At 67.6% G+C, this 23,530-nt stretch carries 23 protein-coding genes; 5 read left to right on the top strand and 18 right to left on the bottom strand.

All coding sequences use genetic code 11. From position 1 onward, the window contains the following. Positions 1 to 5 precede the first annotated feature (5 nt). Complete coding sequence (locus AC1DT6_RS11735; RefSeq protein ID WP_477102527.1) at positions 6 to 497, top strand: glutathione peroxidase; 492 nt, start codon at positions 6 to 8, stop codon at positions 495 to 497. Positions 498 to 507: 10 nt separating this feature from the next. Here the strand turns inward: AC1DT6_RS11735 and AC1DT6_RS11740 are convergent, their stop codons facing one another. From AC1DT6_RS11740 to AC1DT6_RS11795, 12 genes are all read right to left on the bottom strand, one after another. Next, on the bottom strand, positions 508 to 1,197 hold the full coding sequence (locus tag AC1DT6_RS11740; RefSeq protein WP_045237600.1) for a helix-turn-helix transcriptional regulator: 690 nt from the start codon (positions 1,195 to 1,197) through the stop codon (positions 508 to 510). Positions 1,198 to 1,251: 54 nt separating this feature from the next. Further along, positions 1,252 to 1,617 (bottom strand): VOC family protein, encoded by a 366-nt coding sequence (locus tag AC1DT6_RS11745; protein WP_441626299.1) that lies wholly within the window; start codon positions 1,615 to 1,617, stop codon positions 1,252 to 1,254. 74 nt (positions 1,618 to 1,691) lie between these two features. Continuing rightward, positions 1,692 to 2,417 (bottom strand): LrgB family protein, encoded by a 726-nt coding sequence (locus tag AC1DT6_RS11750; RefSeq protein ID WP_081862229.1) that lies wholly within the window; start codon positions 2,415 to 2,417, stop codon positions 1,692 to 1,694. Beyond that, entirely contained in the window at positions 2,414 to 2,797 is a 384-nt protein-coding gene (locus tag AC1DT6_RS11755; RefSeq protein ID WP_035867463.1) for a CidA/LrgA family protein, read from the bottom strand. The genes AC1DT6_RS11750 and AC1DT6_RS11755 overlap by 4 nt, the downstream gene beginning before the upstream one ends. A gap of 174 nt (positions 2,798 to 2,971) precedes the next feature. After that, complete coding sequence (glcF, locus tag AC1DT6_RS11760) at positions 2,972 to 4,228, bottom strand: glycolate oxidase subunit GlcF (RefSeq protein ID WP_441626302.1); 1,257 nt, start codon at positions 4,226 to 4,228, stop codon at positions 2,972 to 2,974. Between the two features lie 55 nt (positions 4,229 to 4,283). Further along, positions 4,284 to 5,399 (bottom strand): glycolate oxidase subunit GlcE, encoded by a 1,116-nt coding sequence (glcE, locus tag AC1DT6_RS11765; RefSeq protein ID WP_441626304.1) that lies wholly within the window; start codon positions 5,397 to 5,399, stop codon positions 4,284 to 4,286. Between the two features lie 30 nt (positions 5,400 to 5,429). Then, positions 5,430 to 6,377 (bottom strand): ion transporter, encoded by a 948-nt coding sequence (locus AC1DT6_RS11770; RefSeq protein WP_441626306.1) that lies wholly within the window; start codon positions 6,375 to 6,377, stop codon positions 5,430 to 5,432. Positions 6,378 to 6,379: 2 nt separating this feature from the next. Beyond that, positions 6,380 to 7,873 carry an FAD-linked oxidase C-terminal domain-containing protein gene (locus tag AC1DT6_RS11775; protein ID WP_035867456.1) on the bottom strand — a complete coding sequence of 498 codons (1,494 nt, stop codon included), beginning with the start codon at positions 7,871 to 7,873 and terminating at the stop codon, positions 6,380 to 6,382. 260 nt (positions 7,874 to 8,133) lie between these two features. Next, on the bottom strand, positions 8,134 to 8,664 hold the full coding sequence (locus AC1DT6_RS11780; protein WP_441626308.1) for a GNAT family N-acetyltransferase: 531 nt from the start codon (positions 8,662 to 8,664) through the stop codon (positions 8,134 to 8,136). Beyond that, entirely contained in the window at positions 8,661 to 9,461 is an 801-nt protein-coding gene (locus AC1DT6_RS11785) for a hypothetical protein (RefSeq protein ID WP_441626310.1), read from the bottom strand. Before AC1DT6_RS11785 ends, AC1DT6_RS11780 begins: the two co-directional genes overlap by 4 nt. A gap of 61 nt (positions 9,462 to 9,522) precedes the next feature. Continuing rightward, on the bottom strand, positions 9,523 to 10,413 hold the full coding sequence (locus AC1DT6_RS11790; protein ID WP_045237607.1) for a LysR substrate-binding domain-containing protein: 891 nt from the start codon (positions 10,411 to 10,413) through the stop codon (positions 9,523 to 9,525). Between the two features lie 13 nt (positions 10,414 to 10,426). Then, the gene (locus tag AC1DT6_RS11795; protein ID WP_441626312.1) at positions 10,427 to 11,845 is read right to left on the bottom strand and encodes an FAD-binding oxidoreductase; all 1,419 of its coding nucleotides are present in this window, start codon (positions 11,843 to 11,845) and stop codon (positions 10,427 to 10,429) included. 242 nt (positions 11,846 to 12,087) lie between these two features. Between AC1DT6_RS11795 and AC1DT6_RS11800 the strand changes: the two genes are divergently transcribed. The 4 genes from AC1DT6_RS11800 (at position 12,088) to AC1DT6_RS11815 (ending at position 18,213) form a co-directional block, all read left to right on the top strand. After that, on the top strand, positions 12,088 to 12,633 hold the full coding sequence (locus AC1DT6_RS11800) for a cob(I)yrinic acid a,c-diamide adenosyltransferase (protein ID WP_477114701.1): 546 nt from the start codon (positions 12,088 to 12,090) through the stop codon (positions 12,631 to 12,633). Between the two features lie 237 nt (positions 12,634 to 12,870). Further along, complete coding sequence (gene dnaK, locus AC1DT6_RS11805) at positions 12,871 to 14,829, top strand: molecular chaperone DnaK (protein WP_035867443.1); 1,959 nt, start codon at positions 12,871 to 12,873, stop codon at positions 14,827 to 14,829. Between the two features lie 175 nt (positions 14,830 to 15,004). Beyond that, on the top strand, positions 15,005 to 16,147 hold the full coding sequence (dnaJ, locus tag AC1DT6_RS11810; protein WP_441626317.1) for a molecular chaperone DnaJ: 1,143 nt from the start codon (positions 15,005 to 15,007) through the stop codon (positions 16,145 to 16,147). 131 nt (positions 16,148 to 16,278) lie between these two features. Then, positions 16,279 to 18,213, top strand: coding sequence for a chorismate-binding protein (locus AC1DT6_RS11815; protein ID WP_441626319.1), 1,935 nt, complete (start codon positions 16,279 to 16,281; stop codon positions 18,211 to 18,213). Positions 18,214 to 18,222: 9 nt separating this feature from the next. Here the strand turns inward: AC1DT6_RS11815 and AC1DT6_RS11820 are convergent, their stop codons facing one another. The 6 genes from AC1DT6_RS11820 to pcnB form a co-directional block, all read right to left on the bottom strand. After that, positions 18,223 to 18,954, bottom strand: a complete 732-nt coding sequence (locus AC1DT6_RS11820) for an ATP-binding cassette domain-containing protein (RefSeq protein WP_441626321.1) — start codon at positions 18,952 to 18,954, stop codon at positions 18,223 to 18,225. Then, on the bottom strand, positions 18,951 to 19,649 hold the full coding sequence (locus tag AC1DT6_RS11825; RefSeq protein WP_441626323.1) for an ABC transporter permease: 699 nt from the start codon (positions 19,647 to 19,649) through the stop codon (positions 18,951 to 18,953). Before AC1DT6_RS11825 ends, AC1DT6_RS11820 begins: the two co-directional genes overlap by 4 nt. A 16-nt stretch (positions 19,650 to 19,665) precedes the next feature. Next, entirely contained in the window at positions 19,666 to 20,487 is an 822-nt protein-coding gene (gene panB / locus AC1DT6_RS11830) for a 3-methyl-2-oxobutanoate hydroxymethyltransferase (RefSeq protein WP_441626325.1), read from the bottom strand. 211 nt (positions 20,488 to 20,698) lie between these two features. Beyond that, positions 20,699 to 21,340 carry a deoxynucleoside kinase gene (locus AC1DT6_RS11835; protein ID WP_035867433.1) on the bottom strand — a complete coding sequence of 214 codons (642 nt, stop codon included), beginning with the start codon at positions 21,338 to 21,340 and terminating at the stop codon, positions 20,699 to 20,701. 76 nt (positions 21,341 to 21,416) lie between these two features. Further along, the gene (gene folK, locus AC1DT6_RS11840; protein ID WP_035867429.1) at positions 21,417 to 21,935 is read right to left on the bottom strand and encodes a 2-amino-4-hydroxy-6-hydroxymethyldihydropteridine diphosphokinase; all 519 of its coding nucleotides are present in this window, start codon (positions 21,933 to 21,935) and stop codon (positions 21,417 to 21,419) included. Beyond that, positions 21,935 to 23,530, bottom strand: coding sequence for a polynucleotide adenylyltransferase PcnB (gene pcnB, locus AC1DT6_RS11845; protein WP_441626327.1), 1,596 nt, complete (start codon positions 23,528 to 23,530; stop codon positions 21,935 to 21,937). The genes folK and pcnB overlap by 1 nt, the downstream gene beginning before the upstream one ends.

A 23,530-nucleotide genomic window follows, 5' to 3' on the forward strand; every position in this document is an offset into this window, starting at 1 on the left:
CCGCCATGAGCAACGTCTACCAGTTCGAAGCCAGTTCCCTTGCCGGCCAGCCGGTACCGCTGTCGCAATTCAGCGGCAAGGTGCTGCTGATCGTGAATACCGCCAGCGAGTGCGGCTTCACGCCCCAATACGCCGGCCTGCAGGCACTGCAGGAGCAGTTCGCGCAAAGCGGCCTGGAAGTGCTGGGTTTTCCCTGCAACCAGTTCGGCAAGCAGGAGCCGGGCGACGCCGCGCAGATCGGCCAGTTCTGCGAGTCGCGCTTTCACGTCACCTTCCCGATGTTCGGCAAGATCGACGTCAATGGCGCCAACGCGCATCCGCTGTATCGCTGGCTGACTTCCGAGAAGCCGGGCGTGCTCGGCCTGGAAGCAATCAAGTGGAATTTCACCAAGTTCCTGCTGCGCCGCGATGGCACGGTGTTCAAGCGCTACGCGCCGACCACCAAGCCCGAGGACATCAAGGGCGACATCGAGAAGCTGCTGGCCGAGCCGGCCTAGTCCGCGGCGGCTAGCCGCTGGTCTGCTGCACTGCGCGCAGGAAGCCGTTGAGCGAGCGGTCCGGCGTTTCGTGGAAGCGTTCGTCCAGCATGACGATGCCGCGGCAGCGGTCCAGCCGGAAGCTGCGGTAGTCGGTGCGCGTGGTGCACCACGCGGCCAGCAGCCAGCTATTGCCCCAGAAGAACAGGCCCAGCGGCTGCACGATGCGGTCGGTAGCGCGCTGTTGCGCGTCGGTGTAGTCCAGGCGCAGCAGGCGCTGCGCGTTCATGGCGCCGTGCACCACGTCAAAGGCGTCGCGCACCTGCGGATGATTGACGAATTCCGGGGCGAACACGCGGCTTTGCTGCGCCGCATGACGCCGCGCCGGCGGCAGCGCCGCCACCAGTTTCTCCAGCGCGGGATCGGCCGCGGCGGCCAGCGCGCCGCCGCCCCAGGCCTTGAGCAGCCGCAGCCCGGCCACCAGCGCTTCGACTTCAATCGCGGTGAACATCAGCGGAGGGACGTCATAGTCGGCCCGCAACCGGTAGCCAATGCCCGCTTCGCCCTCGACCGGCACGCCCGACAGCGACAGTGCCTGGATATCCCGGTACACCGTGCGCTCGGACACCCCGAGCCGCTGCGCCAGCAGCGCCGCCGTGGTCAGGCGGCGCCCGCGTAGTACCTGGACAATCTGGAAAAGGCGGTCGGCACGGCGGCTCATCGAGGTTTCATCTTGGTTCTAAGCGGATATCGGCAAAACGGTCGCGGCCATCGCCTAGCCGGCCAGGGGCTGGTGCAGGCCCACGCGGTTGCCTTCGCTGTCGATGATATGCGCAATATGGCCGATATCGCCGGGCAGTTGCAGCGGGCCGAATACCGTCTTGCCGCCGGCGGCCTGCACGCGCGCCAGCAGTGCCGTGAGTTGCGCCGCGTGCAGGTAGGGCAGACAGCCATCGGCCGATGGCCGGAAGCCTTCGCCGGCCACCAGTGCGCCGCCAGGCTCATGGCTGGCAAAGACAGCCATGTCGATTTGCGCCATGGTCTCGCGCTTGAGGGTGGTTTCGAAGACCTGTTCGTAGAACCGGATCGCGCGCTGCATATCGGTGACGGGGATTTCAAGCCAGTTGATCAGTCCGCTCATGATGGTCTCTCTCGGGAGGTGTTGGAGGGATGGATCATGCGCGGGGGCTACTGACAACGTCCTGTCAGCAGGGATCAGCGCGGCATCCACGCCGCCAGCATCGGCACCATCACGGCGGTCAGCACGCCGTTCAGGCCCATGCCGAGCGCGGCGAACGCGCCGGCCTCCTGGTTGACCTGGAAGGCGCGCGCGGTGCCGATGCCGTGCGCCGCCACGCCGGTGGCGAAGCCGCGCACGGTGTAGTCGGAAATGCGCAACAGGTTGAGCAGCTTGGTGGCGCTGACCGCGCCGATGATGCCCGTACCCATCACCAGCACGGCGGTGAGCGAGGGCAGGCCGCCGATCTTCTCGGCCACGCCCATGGCGATGGGGATCGTGACCGACTTGGGCGCGAGCGAGCGCATCGTCTCGGGCGACGCGCCCAGCAGCCAGGCGATGCCCACGGCGGATACCACCGCCACCAGCGAGCCGGCCAGCAGTCCGCCCAGCAGCGGCAGCACGTGCCGGCGCAGCTTGGGCAGTTGCATGTAGAGCGGCACCGCCAGCGCGACGGTGGCCGGCCCGAGCAGGAAGTGGACGAACTGCGCGCCGTCGAAATACGTCTTGTAAGGCGTGCCGGTCACCGTCAGCAGCGTGACCAGGATGGCTACCGCGATCATCACGGGATTGGCCAGCGGCGAAAAACGCGCGCGTTCGTAGACGCGGAAGGCGAATACATAGGCCAGCAGCGTGGCGGTCAGCCCCAGTAGCGGGCTGGCGGCCAGGTAGACCCAGATCTCGTTGAGGCGCGGCGTCATCATGCCTGTTCTCCCGGCGCCGCGGGTGCGGCGGCCTCGGGCGGCCTCGCCTTGCCCATCAGGGCACGCGCCACCAGCGCCGTGGTAGCGATCGCAAGCCACGTGGAGAGCACCAGCGCCACCACGATCGGCATCCATTCCCCGCCGATGCGATGCGCATGCACCATGATGCCCACGCCGGCCGGCACGAACAGCAGCGACAGGTGCTTGAGCAGTTCGGACGTGGTGCCCTGGATCACCGGCAGCAGCCGGTCGTCGAAGGTGAGCCAGCCGAACAGCAGGATCATGCCGATCACCGGGCCTGGCACGGGCAGGCTCAGGGCGTAGCTGAGCGCCTCCCCGACGGATTGGAAAACCAGGAGGATGGCAAAGGTTTGAAGCATGTGAGAGCGGGGCGCGGACAGCCGGGATTGGAGCCCTCGCATGGTAACTCGTAGTGGCCTCTTCTGGCAGCGGGTTTGCGCCCCTCTCCCGCTTGCGCGGGAAGGCGCGACGGCCAGCGCTGTGCCAGACGCCGTGGGCGCAGCCGGTCAGCTTCGTCCCAGGCTTCCGGCCACTTACCCCAACATCCGGTCCACCAGTTCGATCCAGTGCATCACCGGCGTTCCGGTGCCGCTTTGCAGATGCGTGATGCAGCCGATATTCGCCGAGACAATGGCCTGCGGCCCCGAAGCCTGCAGGTTGGCGAGTTTTTCATCCCGCAAGCGGTACGACAACTCCGGCTGCAGCACCGAATACGTGCCCGCAGAGCCGCAGCACAAGTGGCTGTCGGCGCAGAGCTTGACATCCACGCCCAGGCCGGTCAGCAACGTCTCCACCTTGCCGCGGATCTGCTGGCCGTGCTGTAGCGTGCAGGGCGGGTGGTAGGCGACCCGCTGGCCGTTGCCGCTCTTGCCCTCCCGTGCCTCGGTGGCGAGGGCTTGCAGTGTGTCGGAGAAATCCGGCAGCAACTCCGACAGATCCTTGGTCAGCGCCGAGATCTGGCGCGCGCGCTCCGCATAGCGCGCATCGTTGCGCAGCAGGTGCCCGTACTCCTTGACCATCACGCCGCAGCCCGACGCCGTCATCACGATGGCCTCGGCGCCCGCTTGCACCGCCGGCCACCAGGCGTCGATATTGCGCCGCATATTGTCGAGGCCGCCGTCGTGGTCGCCGGTGTGATAGCGCACCGCGCCGCAACAGCCGGCCTCGCGCGCCACGACAAGCTGCACGCCGAGGCGGTCGAACACGCGGGCCGTGGCGGCATTGATGTTGGGCGACATCGATGGCTGCACGCAACCGTCGAGCAACAGCATCTTGCGCGCATGCGTGTTGCGCGGCCAGGTGCCGGCATCCACCGGCTGCGGCACCTTGTTGCGCAGGGCCTGCGGCAGCAGCGGGCGAAAACGCTGGCCCAGGCGCATGGCCGGCCCGAACAGCGCGGGCCGGGTCATGCTCTCGCGCAGCGCCCAACGCGCGAACCGCTCGCGCGCGGGGCGCTGGATGCCTTGCGCTTCGAGACGGTCATCGACGACCTTGCGGCCGATGTCGACCAGCCTGCCGTACTTCACACCCGAAGGGCAGGTCGATTCGCAGTTGCGGCAGGTCAGGCAGCGGTCCAGGTGCAGGCGTGTGCTTTCCGTGACGGGCTGGCCCTCGAGCACCTGCTTCATCAGGTAGATACGGCCGCGCGGCCCGTCCAGTTCGTCGCCGAGCAATTGGTAGGTGGGACAGGTCGCGGTGCAGAAGCCGCAATGCACGCATTTGCCGACGATGGACTTGGCTTCTTCGCCATCGGGCGTGTCGCGCAGGAATTCGGCCAGGGTGGTTTGCATGGTTCGGGGACTCTCTGGTGCCTTGGCTGGGGATCGGAAGGGCGTGACGCGTGGCTCAGAGGCCGGCGTACATGCGCTGCGGGTTGAAGATGCGGGCGGGGTCGAAGCTGGCCTTGAGGCGCTGGTGGATGGCGGCCAGCGGCGCCGAAAGCGGCGTGAACACGCCCACCGACTTGTCGCCGTTGCGGAACAGCGTGGCGTGGCCGCCGGCGGCCTTCGCGGCGGCGCGCACGATGGTGCCGTCGGCGGCGCTATCGGCGCCGCCCAGCCACCAGCGCTGGCCGCCGCCCCATTCGATCAGTTGCCCGCCGGGCAGCGCCAACGGCGCCGCGGTGGTGGGCACGGCAATGCGCCACAGGGCCCGGCCGGCTTGCACCGGGGCGAAGAAGGGATGGCCTTGCTCGCGCAGCGCGCGCCACAGCGCATCGGCTTCGCCGGGTTCCACGGCTTCGCCGCCAAGCCGCGCGCGGGCGGCACGCAGCGCCGCGGCCGCACCTGACAGGCGCAGGTGCAGCACGCCGTCGTGCCACGCCGAAGCGGCAATCGGCAGCGGCTGGCCGCCCCATTGGTTGAGACGGTCCAGCGCCTCGGCCTCGCCCAGCGCAAAGCGCAGCGTGGCGTCGTCGAATGGCATCGGCAGGACCTTGAGCGAGACTTCCAGGATCAGCCCCAGCGTGCCGAGCGATCCCGACATCAGGCGCGATACGTCGTAGCCGGCCACGTTCTTCATCACCTGGCCGCCGAAATTCAGGATGTCGCCGCGGCCGTCCATCACCTGCGTGCCCAGCACGAAATCGCGCAGCGCGCCGACCGCCTGCCGGCGCGGGCCGGACAGGCCCGCGGCCACCGCGCCGCCCAGGGTTGCCACGTCGCCGCCACTGGCGCCCGTGCTGAAATGCGGTGGCTCGAACGCCAGCATCTGGCGCCGCTCCGCCAGCGCCGCCTCGATCTCCGCCAGCGGCGTGCCGCAGCGCGCGGTGATGACCAGTTCGGGCGGGTCGTAATCGACGATGCCGCTATAGGCGCGCGTGTCGAGCACTTCCCCCTGCAATTGCTGCCCGTAGAAGTCCTTGCTGCCGCCGCCCCGCAGGCGCAGCGGCGCGCGCGTGTCGGTGGCGTGCCGGATGGCGTCGCGAAATGCGGTGAGGGTGGCTTGCAGGTCGGCTGGCATGGTGGCTGGCTGAGGTTGGCGTGAATGAGATCAGGCGGAGGAAGACGGGCGGTCCGGCGGCGCGCCGGGCGCGATCTGCGCGTGCTCGCTCTCGTTCTGGTAATGCGGCAATGCACTGCCGCAGTGCTTGCAGTAGACGGCGTCGGGATCGTGCCCTTCAGTCAGGCAATGGTTGCAGGTGCGCGTTGTCAGCGGCCGCTTCATGATGCTCGCGGCCAGCTCCGCGCCGACGATGCCGGTCGGGAAGGCGATGATGCCGTAGCCCAGCAGGATGGTCAGCGAGGTGATGAACTGGCCCAGCGGGGTCTTGGGCACCATGTCGCCGAAACCCGTGGTGGTCAGCGTCACCACCGCCCAGTACATGCTCACTGGGATGCTGGTGAAGCCGTGCTGCGGGCCTTCCACCACGTACATCACCGTACCAAGGATCACGGTGATGATGAACACGGTGCCGAGGAAGACGAAGATCTTGCGCCGGCTGTTGGCCAGCGCGCGATACAGGATCTGCGCTTCTTCGAAGTACACCGTCAGCTTGAGAATCCGGAACACGCGCAGCAGCCGCAGCAGGCGCACGTCGATCAGGAAGGCCAGCTCCGGCACGAAGAAGGCGAGCCAGGTCGGGATGATCGACAGGAAGTCGACCACGCCGAAGAAGCTGAACACATAGCGCAAGGGACGCCGCACCACCAGGATGCGCATCACATACTCGGCGGTGAACAGCAGCGTGAACAGCCATTCCAGCACGGTGAATATCCGGCCCAGCCGCAGGCTGATCGCCGGCAGGCTGTCGAACACGACGATCAGCACGCTGGCGACGATGGCTACCAGCAGGGTGATATCAAACAGGCGGCCGTAGCGCGTGTCAGCTTCGAAAATGATGGTGTACCAGCGCTCGCGCCAGCCCGATTCGGGCTTGCCCAGGCGCTGGCGGGTCTGCGCGCTGCTGTGGGCGCGCTGCGTGGCGTTTTGACCTGGCATGTTCAGAAGCGTGGCAGTTCGGGGTGCGGCAGCAGCCCGCGTTTCACATGCATGCGGCCGTACTCGGCGCAGCGCGCCAGCGTGGGGATGGCCTTGTCGGGATTGAGCAGCCGTGCCGGGTCGAAGGCGGCCTTGACGCCGAAGAACAGCTCGCGCTCTTCCGGCGAGAACTGCACGCACATGGAGTTGAGTTTCTCCACGCCCACGCCATGCTCGCCGGTGACGGTGCCGCCCAGTTCCACGCAGCTCTCCAGGATGTCGGAGCCGAACAGCTCGGCGCGGTGCCATTCGTCCTGGTCGGCGCCATCGAAGAGGATCAGCGGATGCATATTGCCGTCGCCGGCATGGAACACGTTCATGCAGCGCAGGCCGTACTTGCGCTCCATCTCCTCGATGCGCTTGAGCAGCGTGCCGATATGCTTGCGCGGGATGGTGCCGTCCATGCAGTAGTAATCCGGCGAGATGCGCCCGGCCGCGGGGAAGGCGTTCTTGCGCCCGCTCCAGAAGCGCAGCCGCTCGGCCTCGCTCTGCGACACCTGGATGCGGCTGGCGCCGGAGGCGCGCAGCACCTCGCTCATGCGTTCCACTTCCTCGGCCACTTCTTCCGGCGTACCATCGGATTCGCACAACAGGATGGCGGCCGCATCGAGGTCATAGCCGGCGCGCACGAATTCCTCGACCGCGGCGGTAGCGGGCTTGTCCATCATTTCCAGCCCGGCGGGGATGATGCCGGCGCCGATCACGTCGGCCACCGCATTGCCGCCCTTGGCCACGTCATCGAAGCTGGCCATGATCACCTGTGCCAGCTGCGGCTTGGGGATCAGCTTGACGGTCACTTCGGTCACCACCGCCAGCATGCCTTCGGAGCCGATCACGGCGGCCAGCAGGTCCAGCCCCGGCGCGTCGGGCGCTTCGGAGCCGAATTCCACCACTTCGCCCTCCATCGTCACGGCGCGCACGCGCAGCACGTTGTGTACCGTCAGGCCGTACTTGAGGCAATGCACGCCGCCCGAGTTCTCGCTGACGTTGCCGCCGATGGTGCAGGCAATCTGGGACGAGGGGTCGGGCGCGTAGTACAGGTTGTACTGCGCGGCGGCCTCGGAGATAGCGAGATTGCGCACGCCGGGCTGGACCACCGCCGTGCGCGAGCGTGCATCCACGGTGACGATGCGCTTGAACTTGGCCAGCGACAGCACCAGGCCGGTGGCGATCGGCATGGCCCCGCCCGAAAGGCTGGTGCCGGCGCCGCGCGGCACCACCGGCACCTGCAGCGAGTGGCACAGGCGCAGGATCGCGCAGACCTGTTCCTCGTTATCGGGCAGTGCCACGGCCAGCGGGATCTGGCGGTAGGCCGCCAGGCCGTCGCACTCGTAGGGCACGGTGTCTTCGGGCTTCCACAACAGGGCCGCATCGGGCAGGATTTTCGCCAGGCCTTCGAGCAGCGCGTTGCGGCGCGCGTCGTCGGCGACCAGAGAGACTTCGTGCGGGGCGTTCATGGCAACTCCTGTAATGGCCGCGGGCGTCCGCCATGGCAGGGCGCAAGCGGGTGGGGAGCAAGGACTATAGCGCAGCCTGGTGGCTGCGAAACCTCATGGCGACGTGAATTCCGCATGGCAGGCCGATCAAAATCGCTCATGACGGCGTTGGGCCGGAGCGTGCCATGCGGGGCGTGGCGCGGCGGCCGGGCCAGTTCAAATCCAGCTTAGCACCGGCGCGATGCAAGGCGGTAATGGGGCTCTTTTTTCTCGGCGCGCCATCAGCGCGGCGCCAGCATGTGCACCATTTCCAGATTGTCGTGATAATCCGGTGCCACATAGAGCGCCTGGGGCTCGACGCCGTAGCGCCGGAAGCCCATCGATTCGTAGAGCGCGATCGCGGGCGCGTTGGCGGCGGTGACGCTCAGCGTGACCTGGCGCAGGTCCGGCATGGCGGCGGCAACGGCCAGTGCCTGCGCCATCAGCTGCCGGCCAAGGCGCCGGCCGCGATAGGCCGGCGCCACATACATGCCCCAGACAAAGGCCTTGTGGCGCTGCTTGACCTTGTCCTCGCGCATGACGCCGACCACGCCGGCCAGCGCGGCGGCCCCATCGCCGTGCTCGAAGGCGCCGATCACGGCCTTTCCGGGCGTCGCCGCCAGCCGGCCGGCGATGGTGGCCAGTGGCAATTCGCGCTCATCCTCAAAGCTGGAGCCGAAGGCGGCGGGCGCCTCCAGCAGGCCTTCCAGGCGCAACGCCTGGAAAGCTCCGGCATCGGCGGGGGTAAGCAGGCGGATCTGCGTGGGCATCATGCGGTCTCCTGTTCGGCAATCCCGGGCTGTTTCCTGGCACGTCTGTCCCCGACCGCTTTCACGGCCCATTGGGTCGCGGCGGTCGCGAGGATGGCTGTGGCAAAGGCGATGGCGATGGTGCTTCGCGGCAACAGCACGGCCAGGGTGAAGCAAAAGGCGACAAGGGAAAACAATCCGCCGGCCATCGACGTCAGCAACGCGACAACAAAGTCCGGGCCGGCCGCCCGGTGCGAGAATACCGAGAGCACGATGCCAAGGACTGGAAAGAGCGCCAGCAGTCCGCTCCACGTGGATCCGATCGATGCGGACAAGGTCGTCACCGCGAGCGTAAGGCCGGCGCCGGCCAGCATGCGGACCAGCAGACCTGTGCGCGATATGCCCGCAGCGCGGGCGGCGGCACCCGGCGGCGGGAAGAGGGATGGGCAAATGAACAGCGTGGCCAGCGCCAGCGCCAGCGCCAGCGCAGCGAACGGTGAGAAGGGCCGCCAGCCAAGCAGTGCCACGGCGGCCAGCCAGGCAGCCAGCGCCGCCGCCAGCGCCAGCGGCCAGCCGTGCCGGCGGCAACTCCAGGCATAGGCGAGGCTGAACGCAACCGAGGCGAATACCGCGCAAAGGGCGCTGGTGGCCGCCGCAGCGGCGAAAGGCGCACCGCGTTCCAGCGCCAGCAGGAAAAGAATCGGGCCAACCACCACGGGCAGGCCGGCCAGCCAGCCGGCCACGGCCGGTCCCCAGCGCTTGCCCGCCACGGAGATGCAGGCGATGAAGGCGGGCACCAGCAGCAACTTCAGGGCGAGCATGGGCGAGGATCCTCTTTCATCCGGGTTTCTGTCTTATTTGGTTTCTGTTGCAGTTCGGGCGCTACCAGTCCAGGCCCAGCAGCCAGTCGACGAAGTACCTAGCCTCCGGCTTGAGCGGCGCCTGTTCGCGCTCGACGATGTAGTAGCCGTGCGGCGACACCGACTCGATATCCAGCAGCCGCACCATCTGGCCCAGCGAAAGCCAGTGCCGGGCCATGCGCTGGCGCACCAGGGCCACGCCCTGGTTGGAAGCGATGGCCTCCAGCATCAGGCCGATATCGTTGAACTGCGGGCCGGTCTGCGGCTCGGGCCAGTCCAGTCCGGCGGTTTCGAACCAGGGCTTCCACGGCTCCAGCGGGCTGCGCAGCAGCACCAGGTTGTGCAGGTGCTCGGGCCTGGTGATGGCGCGGCCATCGATGCGCTCGTAGTACTCGCGCCCGCACGCCGGGAACACAGGCTCGACCAGCAGCTTGGTGGTTTTCAGGTCGGGATAGCGTCCGGTGCCATAGCGGATTTCCACATCGGTGTCTTCCGCCTTCACGTCGAGGAACGGAATGGCCAGGTGCAACTCAGTGTCGATATGCGGATACAGCGCCGTGAACTCGGGCAGGCGCGGCACCAGGTGCTGGCGGCCGAAGGTGGGCGGGATCGCCACGCGCAGCCGGGTGCGCTGCTTGTTGTACTCCGGCCGGGCCAGTTCGTTGAGCGACTTGAGGGCGTCCTGCACATTGCGCAGGTAGCGCGTGCCCGACGCGGTCAGCCGCAGCGCGGCATTGGAGCGCACGAACAGATCCTCGGCCCACAATTCCTCGAGGTTCTTGATCCGGTGCGATACCGCGCTGGGTGTGACCGACAGCTCCTCGGCCGCGCGCGCGAAGCTGCCCAGCCGGGCGGCGGCCTCGAACGCGATCAGCAGGTGCAGCGGCGGAACGCGGTTGAACACGGAAGCCATGCCGCGCCGGTCCTCAGCGCACCGCGCGGAAGATCTTGCCCGGGTTGAGGATGTGGTTGGGATCGAGCGCGTTCTTGATGGCGCGCATCAGGTCCAGCGCGTCCTCGCCGTGCTCGCTGACCAGGAAATCCATCTTGTGCAGGCCCACGCCATGCTCGCCCGTGCAGGTACCGCCCATCGCCAGCGCGCGCTCCACGATGCGCCGGTTGATGGTCTCGGCTTCGGCCAGTTCCTCGGGCTTTTCGGGATCGGTCAGGATCGCCACGTGGAAATTGCCGTCGCCCACATGGCCCACGATGGGGCAGGGCAGGCTGGATGCGTTCAGGTCGCGCTCGGTCTCGGTCACGCAATCGGCCAGCCGGGAGATCGGCACGCAGACGTCGGTGGTCACCGCCCGGCAGCCCGGCTTGAGCTGCAGCATGGCGAAGTAGGCGGTATGACGCGCGTTCCACAGCCGGCTGCGGTCTTCGGGCCGCGTGGCCCACTCGAAGCCCTGGCCGCCGTGCTCGGCGGCAATCTGCTGCACGGTCTCGGCCTGTTCCTTGACGCCGGCCTCGGTGCCGTGGAATTCGAAGAACAGGTGCGGCATCTCCGGCATGGACAGGTTGTCGTGCCGGTTGATGGCGCGGATGGCCAGCGCGTCGACGAATTCCACGCGCGCCACGGGCACGCCCAATTGGATGGTGTCGATGGTCGCCTGCACCGCGCTGCCCATGCTGGGAAAGGCGCAGATGGCAGCCGAGATGGCTTCGGGCTGCGGATACAGCCGCACCGTCACTTCGGTAATGATGCCCAGGGTGCCTTCGCTGCCAATCATCAGGCGCGTCAGGTCGTAGCCGGCCGAAGATTTGCGCGCATGGGTGCCGGTCTTGATGATGCGGCCGTCGGCGGTCACCACGGTCAGCGCCAGCACGTTCTCGCGCATGGTGCCGTAGCGCACCGCATTGGTCCCCGAGGCGCGCGTGGCGCACATGCCGCCCAGCGAGGCATCGGCGCCCGGGTCGATCGGGAAGAACAGGCCGCTGTCCTTGATTTCCTGATTGAGCTGCTTGCGGGTCACGCCCGGTTGCACCGTCACGTTGAGGTCCTCGGCCTGTACCGACAGCACCCGGTTCATCTGCGACAGGTCCAGGCTGATGCCGCCCGCCACCGCCAGCAGGTGGCCTTCGAGCGAGGAGCCGGCGCCGTAGGCGATCAGCGGCACGCGGTGCGCGTTGCACAGGTGGGCCACCTCGGCCACTTCCTCGGTGGTACGGGCGAACACCACGCCGTCCGGCGCCGCCGGCGGGAAGGGCGACTCATCGCGCCCGTGGTGGTCGCACACGCCGGGCGAGGTGGAGAAGCGTTCGCCGAAGCGGGCCTGCAGGGCGTCGCGCACGGCGGCGGGCAGGGGTTGGCGCACCAGCGTGGCGTGGGAAAGGGGATGGTTCATGGCGTCTCCGGCGGGGCTGAAGTGGCTGGATGCCGTGCGGCGGCGGCTTTTTCGTAGCCGCGCGCAACGGTGCCTGCGCTTGCACCCGGTAGCGTTTCAAGCGAATCCCGTTATTCTACGCCGCCCCCCGGCCTGGGTCGTTGCCGGGGCGCCRCAACGGCCACTTGAGAGGTATCRCGGGTTCTCCCGTCGCCGACCAGAAGCGCGCCATAATGCAAGATTCGCCAACGCCGGAGACCCGCATGGGCAACCGCCTGACCAAGATCGCCACCCGCACCGGAGACGCCGGCACCACCGGGCTCGGCGACGGCAGCCGTACCAGCAAGGACAGCCTGCGCATCGCCGCCATCGGCGATGTCGACGAGCTCAATTCGAATCTCGGCGTGCTGCTCACCGAGGCGCTGCCCGAAGACGTCCGCTCGGCCTTGCTGCATATCCAGCACGACCTGTTCGATCTCGGCGGCGAGCTGTCCATCCCCGGCTATGAGCTGGTCAAGCCCGAGCAGGTGCTGCAGCTCGACGAATGGCTGGCCCACTACAACGCCGGCCTGCCGCGCCTGGCCGAGTTCATCCTGCCGGGCGGCAGCCGCGCCGCGGCGGTGGCGCACGTATGCCGCACGGTTTGCCGGCGTGCCGAGCGGGCGCTGGTGGCGCTGGGCGCGCAGGAGGCGCTGAACGAGGCGCCGCGCCAGTACCTGAACYGGCTCTCCGACCTGTTGTTCGTGCTGGCGCGCGTGCTCAACCGGGCGGGCGGGGGCAGCGATGTCTTGTGGCAGCGGGGCCGCTAGCCATCAAGGTAGCCTCGATTTTTGGTGATCCAAAGAGCACAAAAAGCCCGGCCGTCGCGCAACGTCCCGGAACGCCCCTCAACTTGGCCGGCCGAGCCGCCGCTGGCCGGAGGGAGAAGTCGAGAAATTTAGTCGGATTTGCGCGTCCGGCCCTTGAAATGGCCCCGGACGGCCACATTTCGCCCTCAGGACGAATTGCAGTCCCCGCGGATAGCGGGGCTCAAGAGGAGAGAATAAATGGGTAAGATCATCGGTATCGACCTCGGTACCACCAATAGCTGCGTCGCGATCATGGAAGGCAATACGCCCAAGGTGATCGAAAATGCCGAAGGCACACGTACCACCCCGTCGATCATCGCCTACATGGAAGACGGCGAGATCCTGGTCGGCGCGCCTGCCAAGCGCCAGGCGGTCACCAATCCGCGCAACACCCTGTACGCGGTGAAGCGCCTGATCGGCCGCAAGTTCGAAGAAAAGGAAGTGCAGAAGGACATCGGCCTGATGCCGTACTCCATCGTCAAGGCCGACAACGGCGACGCATGGGTATCGGTGCGCGACCAGAAGCTGGCGCCGCCGCAGGTGTCCGCCGAAGTGCTGCGCAAGATGAAGAAGACCGCCGAAGACTACCTCGGCGAGCCGGTGACCGAAGCCGTGATCACCGTGCCGGCTTACTTCAACGACTCGCAGCGCCAGGCCACCAAGGACGCTGGCCGCATCGCCGGTCTGGACGTCAAGCGCATCATCAACGAGCCGACCGCGGCCGCGCTGGCCTTTGGCCTGGACAAGAACGAAAAGGGCGACCGCAAGATCGCCGTGTATGACCTGGGTGGCGGCACGTTCGACATCTCGATCATCGAGATCGCCGACGTTGACGGCGAGAAGCAGTTCGAAGTGCTGTCGACCAATGGCGACACCTTCCTGGGCGGCGAAGACTTCGACCAGCGCATCATCGACTACATCATCGGTGAGTTCAAGAAGGACCAGGGCGTCGACCTGTCCAAGGACGTGCTCGCGCTGCAGCGCCTGAAGGAAGCCGCTGAAAAGGCCAAGATCGAACTGTCGAGCTCGCAGCAGACCGAAATCAACCTGCCGTACATCACGGCGGATGCCTCCGGTCCGAAGCACTTGAACCTGAAGATGACCCGCGCCAAGCTGGAATCGCTGGTCGAGGAACTGATCACCCGCACCATCGAGCCGTGCCGCATCGCCATCAAGGATGCTGGCGTCAAGGTCAGCGAGATCGACGACGTGATCCTGGTCGGCGGCATGACCCGCATGCCGAAGGTGCAGGAACAGGTCAAGGAGTTCTTCGGCAAGGAAGCGCGCAAGGACGTGAACCCGGACGAAGCCGTGGCCGTTGGCGCCGCGATCCAGGGTTCGGTGCTGTCGGGCGACCGCAAGGACGTGCTGCTGCTGGACGTGACGCCGCTGTCGCTGGGTATCGAAACCCTGGGTGGCGTGATGACCAAGATGATCACCAAGAACACCACCATCCCGACCAAGCATGCGCAGGTGTTCTCGACCGCCGACGACAACCAGCCGGCCGTGACCATCAAGGTGTTCCAGGGCGAGCGCGAGATGGCGACCGGCAACAAGCTGCTGGGCGAGTTCAACCTCGAAGGCATTGCCCCGGCACCGCGCGGCCTGCCGCAGATCGAAGTCTCGTTCGACATCGACGCCAACGGCATCCTGCACGTGGGCGCCAAGGACAAGGCGACCGGCAAGGAAAACCGCATCACCATCAAGGCGAACTCTGGCCTGTCGGAAGACGAGATCCAGCGCATGGTGAAGGACGCCGAGGCCAACGCCGAGGAAGACAAGAAGGCCCGCGAGCTGGCTGACGCCCGCAACCAGGCCGATGCGCTGATCCACTCGACCAAGAAGGCTGTCACCGAATACGGCGACAAGCTGGAAGCGGGCGAGAAGGAAAAGATCGAAGCCGCGATCAAGGAACTGGAAGACGCCGCACGCGGTGGCGACAAGGCCGAGATCGATGCCAAGGTCAGCGCGCTGTCCGACGCCAGCCAGAAGCTGGGCGAGCGCGTCTACGCCGACATGCAAGCCAAGGCCGGCGACGCCGGTGCGGCGGGCGCGGCCGGTGCCGGTGCTGCCGGCGCGGGCCAGCAGCAACATGCCCAGCCGCAGGACGACAACGTCGTGGACGCCGAATTCAAGGAAGTCAACGACAAGAAGTAATGGAAGAGCGGGGCGGGGGCGCGGCACACAAGCTGCGCCAGCCCCCATCCCGACGCCGGGCGACGGACATTGGACCAAGCGGGTTACCGCCGTCGAATGCCTCGCTCGGCTTTTTTGCTATTTTGCTCGGGCGGGTTTTGCACGCGCTTCCGGGCCAATCAGGTAAGCAGCCACCATGGCAAAACGTGACTTTTACGAAGTGCTCGGGGTGGGCAAGAACGCCAGCGACGACGACATCAAGAAGGCGTATCGCAAGCTGGCGATGAAGCACCACCCGGACCGCAATCCGGACAGCAAGGATTCCGAAGAGAAATTCAAGGAGGTCAAAGAGGCCTACGAGATGCTCTCCGATCCCGAGAAAAAGGCAGCCTACGACCAGTACGGCCATGCCGGCGTCGACCCCAACATGGCGGGCGGTTTCGGTGGTGGCGGCCAGGCCTATGGCGGTTTCGCCGAAGCTTTCGGCGATATCTTCGGCGATATCTTCGGCCAGCAGGGCCAGGCCGGCGGACGCCGGGGCGGCGGGCCGCAGGTGTACCGCGGCGCCGACCTGCGCTACAGCATGGAGATCACGCTGGAGCAGGCCGCCCACGGCCACGACGCGCAGATCCGCGTGCCGCACTGGGACGAGTGCGAGCATTGCCATGGCAATGGCGCCGAACCCGGCACCAACGTCGAAACCTGCCCGACCTGCCATGGCGCGGGCCAGGTACGCGTGTCGCAGGGTTTCTTCTCGATGCAGCAGACTTGCCCCAAGTGCCACGGTACCGGCAAGCACATTCCCAAGCCTTGCACCAAGTGCCACGGCCAGGGCAAGCTGAAGTCGCAGAAGACGCTGGAAGTGAAGATCCCGGCCGGCATCGACGAGGGCATGCGCATCCGCTCCACGGGCAACGGCGAGCCGGGCATCAACGGTGGGCCCCCGGGCGATTTGTATGTGGAAGTCCACATCAAGCAACACTCGGTGTTCGAGCGCGACGGCGACGACCTGCACTGCCAGATGCCGATCTCCTTCGCCACCGCGGCGCTGGGCGGCGACCTGGAAGTGCCCACGCTGGGCGGCAAGGCCAGCTTCCCGGTGCCCGAAGGCACCCAGCCCGGCAAGACGTTCCGTCTGCGCGGCAAGGGCATCAAGGGCGTGCGTTCGGGCTATCCGGGCGACCTCTACGTGCATGTGAACGTGGAGACGCCGGTCAAGCTGACCGAGGCGCAGAAGGACATCCTGCGCCAGTTCGACCGCTCGGTGCACGAAGGCGGCTCGCGCCACAGCCCGCAGGAGCAATCCTGGCTGGATAAGGTGAAGAGCTTCTTCAGCTGATCCGGCAACGGCATGCGGCCGGCCACGCGTTGATGTGTGGCCGGCTTTTTTGTTTTGGGGGCGATAATGCGGTGTCCTCCCCGCGCGCCGGTTCCGCCGGTGCCCGCGCTTTCTCCGTGCTTGTGCCCCCGATGCATTCGTTTTCTTCTCCGGCTTCGCCAACCCCCACCCTCGCGTCATCGCACGATCCGATCGCCATTGCCGCCGAGCCCTTCGTCCTGCTCGACGACGCCACCGCCGCCCCCGCCGAGGCCTCTTCGCGCCTGTACACCGGCTTCGCCCGTGAAGACGCGCTGCCCGATGCCTCCGCGCTCGGCGCGCTCGACGCCATGCTGGCAGAAGGCTGGCGCCAGGGCTGGCATGCCACGCTGTTCGCCCCCTACGAATTCGGCGGCCCGCTGGTCGGCGTGCCGGTCCATGTCGACCGCGCGCTGCCTTTCCATGACGGCGCGCTGCGCCTGCTGTGGTTCCGGCAGATGCGGCGGCTGGACACGCGGGAGGTCGCGCAGTGGCTGGCGCCGTCCTCGGGCGAACCGGCCGGCGTGATGGACGTCACAGCCGACACGCCGGAAGCGGCTTTCCACGCGGCCATTGCCCGGATCCACCAGTGGATCGAGGCTGGCGATACCTACCAGGTCAATTTCACGCAGCGGCTGCGCTTTGCCGCTTTCGGCAACCCGCTGGCGTTGTATGCCGCGCTGCGCGCCGCTCAGCCGGTGCCCTACGCCGCGCTGGCGCGGCTGCCGGGCGATGGTTGGGTGTTGTCGCTGTCGCCCGAGCTGTTTGTCCGGCATGACGGGCAAGGCCGGTTGCTGGCGTGCCCGATGAAAGGCACCGCCCCGCGTACCGGCGACAGCGCGCGCGATGCCGAGGCCGCCGCAGCGCTGGCGGCGGACCCGAAGAACCGCGCCGAGAACGTGATGATCGTCGACCTGCTGCGCAACGATCTCGGCCGCGTCGCCGTGCCCGGCACGGTGGCCGTGCCGGACCGCTTCGCGGTGCAGCCGTTCGGCCAGGTGCTGCAGATGACCTCCACCGTCACCGCCGCCGCGCGTCCCGGCACCAGCCTGGCCGACCTGTTGCGCGCGCTGTTTCCCTGCGGCTCCATCACCGGCGCGCCCAAGCGGCGCACCATGCAGATCATCGGTGAACTGGAGCAGGCGCCGCGCGGCCTCTATACGGGCTCCCTGGGCTGGATCGATGCGCCCGGCGGCAAACAGGCCGATGGGTGGCCCGGCGCCTTCGCCCTGTCCGTGGCGATCCGCACGCTGGTGCTGGGCGCGCCGGGCGCGGATGGCCTGCGCGCGGGCGAGATGGGCGTCGGCGGCGGCATCGTGCACGACAGCGACGCCGCGGGAGAATATGCCGAATGCGGCTGGAAGGCCCGCTTCCTGACCGCGCACGATCCGGGCTTCACCTTGTTCGAGACCATGCGCGTGGAGGATGGGAAGTGCCAGCGCCTGGCCCATCATCTGGCGCGGCTGGCCGCTTCCGCCGGTCACCTGGGCTTTCGCTTCGAGCGGGACCGCGCGCTGGCGGCCGTGCAGGGTGCCGTGACGGATCTCGGCGCCGGTACCTGGCGCTTGCGCCTGGCGCTGGACAAGGCCGGCGGTTTCGCCATCGCCCACGGCCCGCTGGCGCCGCTGGGCGCCGTCCCCGTGCTGGTCACGCTGGCGCCGCAGGCGTTGGCATGCGCTGATCCGCTGCGCCGCCACAAGACCAGCGCGCGCGCCGTCTACGATGGCGGCTGGCAGTCCGCAGAGCGCGCAGGCGCCTTCGATAGCCTGTTCTTCAACGCCCGCGACGAACTGCTTGAGGGTGGCCGCAGTTCAGTGTTCGTCAAAGTGGACGGGGCGTGGCTGACGCCGCCGTTGACCGCGGACATCCTGCCCGGCGTGATGCGCGCGGCGGTGCTGGCCGACGGCGCGCGCTACCTGGGCGGACCGGTGAGCGAGGCGGTGATCACGCGGGCCATGCTGCGCCGCGCCGAAGCGCTGGCGCTGGCCAACTCGCTGCGCGGGGTATTGCCGGCGGTATTGCCGGCGGAATTGCGCCCGGAGGACTGATCCGGCCGCTCAGCGATGGCGCGTATCCAGGCGTCCGTCGGTGAGCTTCCAGCGCACCACGCCCGGCAGGTTGATCAGGTCGCGGTCGTGGCAGATCATCACCACGGTGCGGCCCTCGGCGGCCAGTTCGCGCACCAGTGCGATCACCTGTTCGCGCGCGTGGCCGTCCAGGCTGGAGGTGGGTTCATCCAGCAGCAGCAAGTCGGGCTCCAGCACTTTGGCGCGTGCCAGCGCCACGCGCTGTATCTCGCCGCCGGACAGGCGTTCGGGCGCGGTGTTCTGCACATGCGTGATGCCGGCCCAGCCCAGCGCGGCTCCCACGCGCCGCCGGATCTCGTCGGCGGCCAGGCCGCGGGTTTTCAGGCCGTAGGCAATATTCTCCCGTACCGAGGTGCGAAACAGGTAGGGATGCTGGTGGAGATAGGCGATGCGCTGCCGCAGCGCCGCCGGCAGCGGATCGAGCGCCGCCTCGTGCGGCTGGCCGTCCGCACCGGTCCAGGACACCCTGGCACCGGGCGCGCGCTCCAGCCCCGCCACCATGCGCAGCAGCGTGGTCTTGCCGGCGCCGTTGACACCGGTCAGCACCACGGCGGCGGCGCGGGGAAAGGCCAGTTCACCGATGTCGAACAGACACCGTGCGCCGACCTGCCGCCGCAGGCCGCGCACGGTCAGCAGCGGGGGCAATTGCGCAGGCGGCAGCGCGTGTCCGTCGGGAGTCTGGCGTGCGGGCAGTGTGCTCATCGGCGAAATCCTCCCGCGCCTTGCAGCCACGCCAGCATCACATTCACCAGCAGTGCCAGCGCCACCAGTACGATGCCCAGCGCGATGCCCTGGGCAAATTCGCCCTTGCTGGTTTCCAGCGCGATGGCGGTGGTGATGGTTCGGGTAGCGCCTTCGATATTGCCGCCGATCATCAGCGCGGAGCCGACTTCGGCAATGACCCGCCCAAATCCGGCCACCAGCGCTGCCATCAGGCCAAAGCGCAGCTCGCGCAGCACCGTAAAGAAGGTCCGCCAGCGGCCAGCGCCCAGCACCCACGCCGTTTCACGCAGGCGAACGTCCGCCCCCTGCAGGGTGGACAGGGCAAAGGCCAGGACCACCGGGAAGCCGATCACCGCCTGCCCGAAGACCATGCCGCTACGGGTGAACAACAATGAAAAATCGCCCAGCGGTCCCTGGCGGGTGAACAGCAGATACAGGATCAGCCCGACCAGCACGGTCGGGAAGGAAAGGAAGGCCTGCGCCACCACCACGACTACCCGGCGGCCGGGAAAATCGTGGGTGGCGATCAGGTAGGCCGCGCCGATGGCGGGCACGGTGGCGAGCGCCAGCCCCAGCACGGCCACCACCAGCGAGGTCCAGACGATGAACCACAAGGCGCCGTCGCCGCTGGCCAGCAGATGGAAGGCCGTAGCTGTGGCGGCACCGATCTCCATGTCCGGAGCCGGCCGGTCAGGCCGAGAAGGTGTGCTCGACGGCGGGGAAGCTGCCGTCCTTCACGGCCGCCACATAGGCGCGTACCGCAGCCTCGATCGAGCTGGCGCCATCCATGAAGTTGCGTACGAACTTGGCTTTGCGGCCTGGGTAGACGTTGATCATGTCCTGCAGTACCAGCACCTGGCCCGAGCAATCCGCGCCGGCGCCGATGCCGATGGTCGGGATGGTCAGCAAGCCGGTGACTACGCCAGCCACCGCTGCCGGCACCGCTTCCATCACGATCAGCTGGGCGCCCGCTGCCTGTAGCGCGAGCGCATCGCGCTTGAGTTGCGCGGCGCTCTCGTCGGTCTTGCCTTGTACCTTGAAGCCGCCCAGCGCGTGCACCGATTGTGGCGTCAGGCCGATGTGGGCGCACACCGGGATGCTGCGCTCGACCAGGAATTTGACAGTGGGCGCGAGCCAGTCGCCGCCCTCCAGCTTGACCATGTGCGCGCCGGCCCGCATCAGCGCCACGGCGCTGGCGTAGGTGGCTTCCGGGGTGGGGTAGGTGCCGAACGGCAGGTCCGCCACCAGCAGGGCGCTCTGGTTGCCGCGCGCCACGCATTCGGTGTGATAGACCACGTGCTCCAGCGTCACGGGCAGCGTGGTCTGCTGGCCTTGCATGACATTGCCGAGGGAGTCGCCGACCAGCAGCACCTCGACCCCGCAGTAGTCGAGCAGCGCGGCGAAGCTGGAGTCGTACGCGGTCAGCATGGCGATTTTTTCGCCGGCGGCGCGCATGGCCTGCAGCCTGGGGATGGTGACGGTCTTGCGGGAGGGGTCGAGGAGGTAACTCATGACGTTGGGCCGGTAGAGAGACGGGAGTCGGGCCGGCCGCAATGCCGCAGTGCATCCAAGCTCAGTGCATCAGCGCATCTGCATCCTTGCGGCAAGGCTTTTGCCCCCTTCAGTTTGCTTCGCAGCGAGGTACGCGGCCCGATCTGGACGGGCGCTGGCTTCGCGGCAGCGACTGTTGTCGTTATGGTTAAGGCTGGCAGGCGGGAACCTGTCAGGGCGCAGCGAGATTGAGAAAGGCCTTGCGGCCGCGCATGTTTTCGATGCGCGACAGTAGTGTACGGAAATCGGCGTCGTTGTCTACCGGGCTGAAGTGGGCCGTGTCGACGATCATTACCGGCGCCTCGTCGTAGCGATGGAACAGCTCGCCGTAGGCGTCGGACAGGCGCTCCAGATAGGCTTCGTCGATGCTGGACTCGCCGGGCGCGTTGCGGCGCGCGATCCGCTCGCGCAGCAGGGCAGGCGAGGCCTGCAGCACGATGACCAGGTCCACGCGCTGGCCCTGGGCTGGCAGGCGCGCGGCAAGGGCGTCGTACAGCGCCAGTTCGTCCTCGGGCAAGGTCAGCCCGGCGTAGAGACGGCTCCTGGTGTACAGGAAATCCGCCACCATGCGCTGTCCCGCCAGCAATGCCGCCTGCCAGGTTTGGAGCTGCTGCGCGCGCTGGTTCATCAGCGAAAGCTGCAGCGGCAGCGCGTAACGCGCTGGCTCGCGGTAATAGCGTTCGAGGAAGGGGTTTTCGCGTGCCGCGTCGAGCAGCTCGCCGGTACGCAGGGTTTGCGCCAGGCGTTGCGCGAGCGCGGTCTTGCCGGCCCCGATGGGGCCTTCCACCACAATGCGGCGCAGGTGTTCGAGCATGGGCGGGTCCGGTCGGCTGATGCCAGGCTAAGAGGGCGGATGAAGCGGGGCCGGCTGGCCTGGGCCGGTCATGGCATCAGGAAGCGTCGCGCGCATCCCGCTGCCGCGTGCATTGGCAGAACGAGACTTTCTCGACACGCTGCCCGCTGACCGCAGCCAGGTAATCCGCCGCGGGGCCAAGTCCCGGGATGACCAGGCCGGCATCCAGTTCGAGCAGGGGCACCAGCGTGAAGGCGCGCTCGGCCACGCGCGGATGCGGCACCACGAGCTTTTCATCCTGGTGGATCTCGTCGCCGAACACCAGCAGGTCCAGGTCGAGGGTGCGCGGCGCGTTGCGGAATGGCCGTTCGCGCCCGAACTGGTCCTCGATGTGGTGGCAGATACGCAGCAGCTGCGCAGCGGTGAACGAGGTTTCCACCTTGACCACCGCGTTGTAATAGTCGCCGCCCGTCGCATCGACCGGAGCCGTGCGATAGAGCGATGATCTCGCCATCACCGTGATGCCGACCTGCTGGGCCAGGCATACGATGGCATCTTTCAGGGCTTGCCGGGCGTCGCCCAGGTTGGCTCCGATGCCGATAAAGGCAAGTGTCATTACGATTCCTCCGGCTGGACGCGTACCTTGCCGGCTTTCCGGTCTGCAGTGGAGCCGGAATCCGGGCTCGCGTCCAAATCACTCCGCGAAGAAACTGTATCCGATTTCCGCGGACTGCGCCTGCGGCGCTTCTTGCGCGCCGGAGCGCCGCCTTCGCCATCGTCGGCCGGCTCGCCGCCCTCGGCGCCGCCGCTGCCGCCGCCGCCTTGCCTGCCGCCACCGCGCACCGGGCGCACGGCATCGATCAGGTCCTCGCGGCCATGGCTATCGGCGTCCTGGAAATCCTGCCACCACTGCGCCAGCTCGGCCGGCTGCTCGCCGGACTGGCAGCGCAGGTAGAGGAAGTCGAACCCGGCGCGGAAGCGCGGCGATTCGATCAGGCGGAACGGCATGCGGCCCACGCGCTTCTCGAAGCGCGGCTGCATGCCCCAGATGTCCCGCATGTCGGTGACAAAGCGGCGCTGGATGGCGAGCTGGCCGGTCTGGCGCTCCAGCACATCGTCCATCGCGATATTGAGCGCGGCGATGGCGTGCTCGCCTTCCTCGCGCAGCGTGGTCCAGCGCTGCAGCACGTGGTGCCACAGCAGCGCGGCGAACAGGAAGCCCGGCGACACCGGCTTGCCGACCTGCACGCGCTGGTCGGTGTTGTCCAGCGCCAGCTGCACGAAGCGCTGGCCCATCGGCTGCTCCAGCGCGACGTCCAGCAGCGGCAGCAGGCCGCGGTGCAGGCCGGCCTTGCGCAACTCCTGCAGCGAGGCCCATGCGTGGCCGGACATCAGCAGCTTGAGCATCTCGTCGAACAGGCGCGCGCTGGGCACGTTATGGATCAGCGAGGCGAGGTCGGCGATCGGCTGGCGGGTTTCCTCGTCGATGGTGAAACCGGTCTTGGCGGCGAAACGCACTACGCGCAGCATGCGGATGGGATCTTCGCGGTAGCGCGTGACCGGGTCGCCGATCATGCGCAGCGTGCGCGCGCGGATGTCTTCCATGCCGTGGTGGTAGTCATACACCGTCTGCTCGGCCGGATCGTAGTACATCGCATTGATGGTGAAGTCGCGGCGTTCCGCGTCTTCCGCCTGCGAGCCCCATACGTTGTCGCGCAGCACGCGTCCGGAGGCGTCGATCGCGTGGGTCTTGCTGTCGAGCTCCGCGCGCTTGAGACGGCGCCCTTCGGGCAGGGTCTCGCTGGCAACCGCGTCGACCAGCGCGCGGAAGGTGGAGACCTCGATGATCTCCTGATCGCGCCCGCCGTAGAAGGTCACGTGCACGATCTGGAAGCGCCGGCCAATGATGCGCGAGCGGCGGAACAGCGCCTGCACCTGGTCGGGCGTGGCGTTGGTGGCGACGTCGAAGTCCTTGGGCTTGATGCCCAGCAACAGGTCGCGCACCGCGCCGCCGACGATAAAGGCCTGGTAGCCCGCCTGCTGCAGCGTGGAGGTGACTTTGATGGCGTTGCGCGAGATCAGCGACTGGTCGATCTGGTGCTCGGCATGCGCAACGATATTCGGCGTATGGGCGCGTCCGCCGCGGCGTTTGGTGGGGCGCTGCTGGGTGCCCGGCTTGCCGAGCAGCCGGTTGATTAGCTTCTTGATCAC

It is taken from the genome of Cupriavidus sp. 01L45, from assembly GCF_056399885.1.